Annotated in this window: 1 protein-coding gene; it reads right to left on the bottom strand. The window is 70.4% G+C overall.

From position 1 onward, the window contains the following. Positions 1-4,673 (bottom strand): condensation domain-containing protein (locus tag CU044_RS03100; RefSeq protein WP_165371764.1); only part of this gene is annotated, 4,673 nt, incomplete at both ends.

Here is a 4,673-nt window from a genome sequence, read left to right as displayed (position 1 = left end):
CATGCGCACCCGACGACCACCGGGAATCAGCAGCCAACGCCACCACATCCCCATGCGTCACCGCCACACCCTTCGGCACACCCGTCGAACCCGACGTAAACATCACATACGCCAAAGCCCCCACCGGCACCACAGCCGGAAGCCACACATCCCCCACCGGCTCCGCATCCACCGCGATCACCGGCACGCCTGCGATTCCCGTGCGTTCCCGCAGCGTTCCGTCCGTCACGATCAGCGCCGCGCCGCTCTGCCCGACCACCTGACGCAGTCGCTCGTCGGGATACCCGGCGAACAGCGGAACATAAGCCGCACCCGCCTTCAGCACCGCCAGCATCGCGACGACCACATCCGCCGAGCGCTCCAGCAGCAGTCCCACCCGTGACTCGATACCCACGCCGCGCCCGGCCAGCACCCGGGCCAGCCGTACCGCCCGCGCGTCCAGCTGCGCGTAGGTCAGCGACACATCGCCGCACACCAGTGCCACCGCGTCGGGGGATGCCGACACCCGGGCCGCGAAGCCGTCCACCAGGGACCGCGGAGACGTGTGACCGACTCCGTCAAGGCCGCCGACAGCGCCGACGCTCCACTCACGCGATACCCGTCGCCACTCCTCATCGGGCAGCAGGGACAGCGTGCCGAGCGGGGCATCCGCGGTCTCGGTCAGGCTGGTGACGGCCCTGGTCAGCCGCGCGGCCAGCATCTCGGCGGTGGTCGCGTCGAACAGCGCCGCGTCGTAGGCGAGCGTCATCTCCAGTTGGTCACCGATGGCCGAAGCCACCAGCGTCAGCGCGTAGTTCGTCGACTCGACGGCCTCCACGCCGCGCACACTCAGCCCGTGCCGCGCCGCGGCCTCCGTGTCCACCGGATAGTTCTCGAACACCACCAGGCTGTCGAAGAGCGAAGCGCCCGCGGCCACTCCGGAATCGATGTCCGACAGCGCCACATACTCGAACTGCCGTGATTCGGCCATGTGGGCCTGGAGGTCGCCCAGCCAGCCGGAGACCGGCCGAGCGGGGTCCACCTTCACCCGGACGGGGAGTGTGTTGATGAAGAGACCGAGGATGTCCTCGGCCCCCGGCAGATCCGCCGGACGCCCCGACACCGTCGTACCGAACACCACATCCGACGACCCCGCGTACTGCGACAACACCAACGCCCACGCGCCCTGCACCACCGCGTTCACGGTCAGCCGGTGACGCCGTACGAAGCCGGTCACCCGTGCGGCGACCTCGGGCGGCACGTCCACCGAGATCCGCTCGCTGGATCCGCCGCCGCGTGCCTGCTCCGGTGCCCGGTCGAAGGGCAGGGCCACCGGGTCACCGAACCCGGCCAGCGCGGCACGCCAGTACTCGCGACCGGCCTCCTGGTCCTGGTCCGCCAGCCAGCGCACGTAGTCACCGAACAGCCCACGCGACAGCGGCGGCCCCCCGGCGGACGACGCCCTGGCCTCCGGGTCGGAGTCCGGAGCCTCTGCGGGTACGGGCGCCGGCGCGACTGCCGGTGCTGGTGTTGGTGCTGGTGCGACTGGCGCCTCCGCGTCGAGCGCCGCGTACTCGGCGATCACATCCGACAGCAGCGCCGAGTTGCTCCAGCCGTCCAGCAGCAGATGATGGAACGTCCACACCACCCGGACCGCGTCGTCCGACAACCGCGCGAGGGCGACGCGCAGCAGGGGTCCGGCCGTCAGGTCCATGCCCCGCTCACGGTCCTCGGCGAGGAAGTCCCTCAGCAGCGCGGCCTGTTCGGCCTCGTCGACACCGGACCAGTCCATCCTCCGCACCGGGAGGCTGACGCGACGGTGCACCACCTGCACCGGCTCCGGGACGTCGTCCCACACCAGCGACACCCGCAGCGCGTCCGAGCGCTCCACGACCCGCTGCCACGCCTCGGTCAGCCGGTCGAGATCGACGGTGCCTTCGAGAGTGAAGGCGAGCTGCTCCAGATAGGCGGCGGACTCGGGCTCGGCCAGCGCGTGGAAGAGCATGCCCGACTGCAACGGGGTCAGCGGATAGATGTCCTCCACATCCCGGCCGTCGCCGGCGATCCGGTCCACCTCGGTCTGGTCGAGCCGTACCAGGGGGAAGTCCGCGGGAGTGCGGCCTCCCGTGCCGGGCTCCGCGCAGTGCTCGGCGAACGCCACCAGTTCCGCGGCGAAGTCCTCGGCGACGCCGCGAACCGTCTCCTCCCGGTACGTGTCGGCGGAGTAGATCCAGGAGAAAACGAGCCGGCCGTCCTGGACGGCGCCGACGACATCGAGCAGGTGCGGGCGGCGCTCGGCCGGTGCGTGGTCCCCGCCCTCGCCGGGCAGCGCCTCCCGGAGCAGACCGTCGGCGGTGTCACCGGCCACATCGAACTGCCCGTGGTAGTTGAAGCTGATCCGCGGATCCGGCTCCCCGGCCGGCGCACCGGCCAGATAACGCAGCGCTCCGTATCCGACACCACGATCGGGCACGGCCCGAAGCTGCTCCTTCACCAGTTTGATCGCCGCGGCCCAGTCGCCGCCGTCCCCCGGCAGCGCGAGGGCGACGGGGTAGATCGAGGTGAACCAGCCGACGGTACGCGTCAGATCGGTGTCGTCGAAGATCTCCTCACGACCGTGCCCCTCCAGATTGACCGCGACCCGGTCGTGCCCCGTCCAGGTACGGAGTGTGCGCGCCAGGGCGGCAAGCAGGACGTCATTGGAGTGGGTGCGATAGACGGAGGGGACATCGTGAAGCAGCGCCCGCGTCTGCTCCGGCGTCAGCTCCACCGAGACGGCGCGCTGGGAAGCAACGGTGTTGTGACCATCCGTGTGGTCGACGGGCAGCCGGGTGACCGCTCCCTCGGCGACCGATCGCCAGTAGGGGATCTGGTCGTCGAAGCCACCGCGCGTGGTGTGCTCGGCGAGCCGCACCGCCCACTGCCGTACGGAGGTGCCCTTGGGCCCCAGGTCGGGCTGCCGGCCGGCCACGATCCGCTCGTATGCCGTGGACAGGTCCTCCATCAGCACGCGCAGCGACACGCCGTCCATCACCAGGTGGTGCGCGACGACCGCGAGCCGGGCACCGCCGGGGCCGGGGCCCTGCCGCCCGAGCACGACGCGGACGAGCGGACCGTTCTCCAGGTCGAACCGGGACTGGGCGTCGAGGACGAGTGCGTGCCAGCGCCTGTCGGCGTCGAGCGGATCCGGCAGCTCATGGACCTCGAACACGGTGTCCACACTGACCGTGGACCGGTAGTCGGCGTCTCTGCCACCGTCCTCGCCGACACCGAACGTGAGCCGGAGGGCGTCATGCTGGGCCAGTACGGCCGCGACGGCCGCACGTAGCGCGTGCTCGTCGAAGTCCGGCGCGAGGGCGACCGCAACCGACAGGTTGAAGTGCGCGGGTACCTCCGGGTGGGTGTCGAAGAACCACTCGCGTGCGGGCAGCGTCGGCACGCGCCCGGACAGTACGCCCTGTTCTGCGAGGGTGTCCGACCGGTCGTCGGAGACCTGGACCGTCGAGGCGAGGGTCAGGACGGTGGGGTGGAGGAAGACGTCGCGGGAGGAGAGGGCGAGTCCGGCACGGCGGGCACGGGAGACGACCTGGAGACTGATGATCGAGTCCCCGCCGAGGTCGAAGAAGTTGTCCTCGATCCCGACCCGCTCCAGCCCCAGGACCTCCGCCCACACGCCGCACAGGATCTGCTCGGACTCGGTACGCGGCGCCGTGTACGTGGACCCCGCGGCCTCGAACTCGGGCGCGGGCAAGGCGCGGCGGTCGAGCTTGCCGTTGGCGTTCAGGGGCAGCGTGTCCAGGACGACGAAGGCCGCCGGGACCATGTACTCCGGCAGAGCCGACGCCACATGCTCACGTACTACCGCCACGTCGAGGGGCGAATCCCCCTCGGCGACCAGGTAGGCGGCCAGGCGCTTCACTCCGGGACGGTCCTCGCGCGCCACGACCACGGACTGGGCCACGGACGGGTGGGAGGACAGAACGCTCTCGATCTCGCCGAGTTCGATGCGGAACCCGCGGATCTTGACCTGGTCGTCGCCACGGCCCGCGTACTCCAGAGTCCCGTCCGCACGCCACCGCACCACATCCCCGGTCCTGTACAACCGGCTACCGGACCGGAACGGATCCGCCACGAACCGCTCCGACGTCAGCCCCGAACGCCCGTGATACCCACGCGCCAAACCACCCCCGAGATACAGCTCACCCCACACACCCACCGGCGCAGGAGACAAACCGCCATCCAGTACGTACGTGGCCTTGCCCGCCACCGGGCGCCCGATCGGCACCATCGGACCCTCAGAGTCCGGATCGGTGTCGGAGAACCAGCCCGTCGCGTACACCGTGGCCTCGGTCGGACCGTAGATGTTGGCCACAACCGCACCCGGCATCGCCCGCCGCGTCTGCTCCAGCAGACCCGCCGGAAACGCCTCACCCGCCAGCACCACCATCTCCGCCGAAATATCGGACTCCTGCCCCAGCACCCCCGCAAACGCCGACGGCACCGCGGAAATGAGGGAGCCGCTCCACGCGTCGCGCTCCGTCAGCGCGAGAACGTCCCGGACCACCTCCACCGTCCCACCAGCAGCCAACGTCCCGAACAGCTCGAACACCGACACATCGAAGTTGAGCGACGTCGAGAACAGAGTCCGCCTGAAGCGGTCCTCACCGAGCGACACCGCCCACCGCACGAGGCCT

The sequence above is a fragment of the Streptomyces sp. L-9-10 genome (genome assembly GCF_004151105.1).
Lineage (GTDB): Bacteria > Actinomycetota > Actinomycetes > Streptomycetales > Streptomycetaceae > Streptomyces.
The sequence above is the reverse complement of the archived record's forward strand: the minus strand, read 5'-3'. Positions and strand labels throughout refer to the sequence as shown.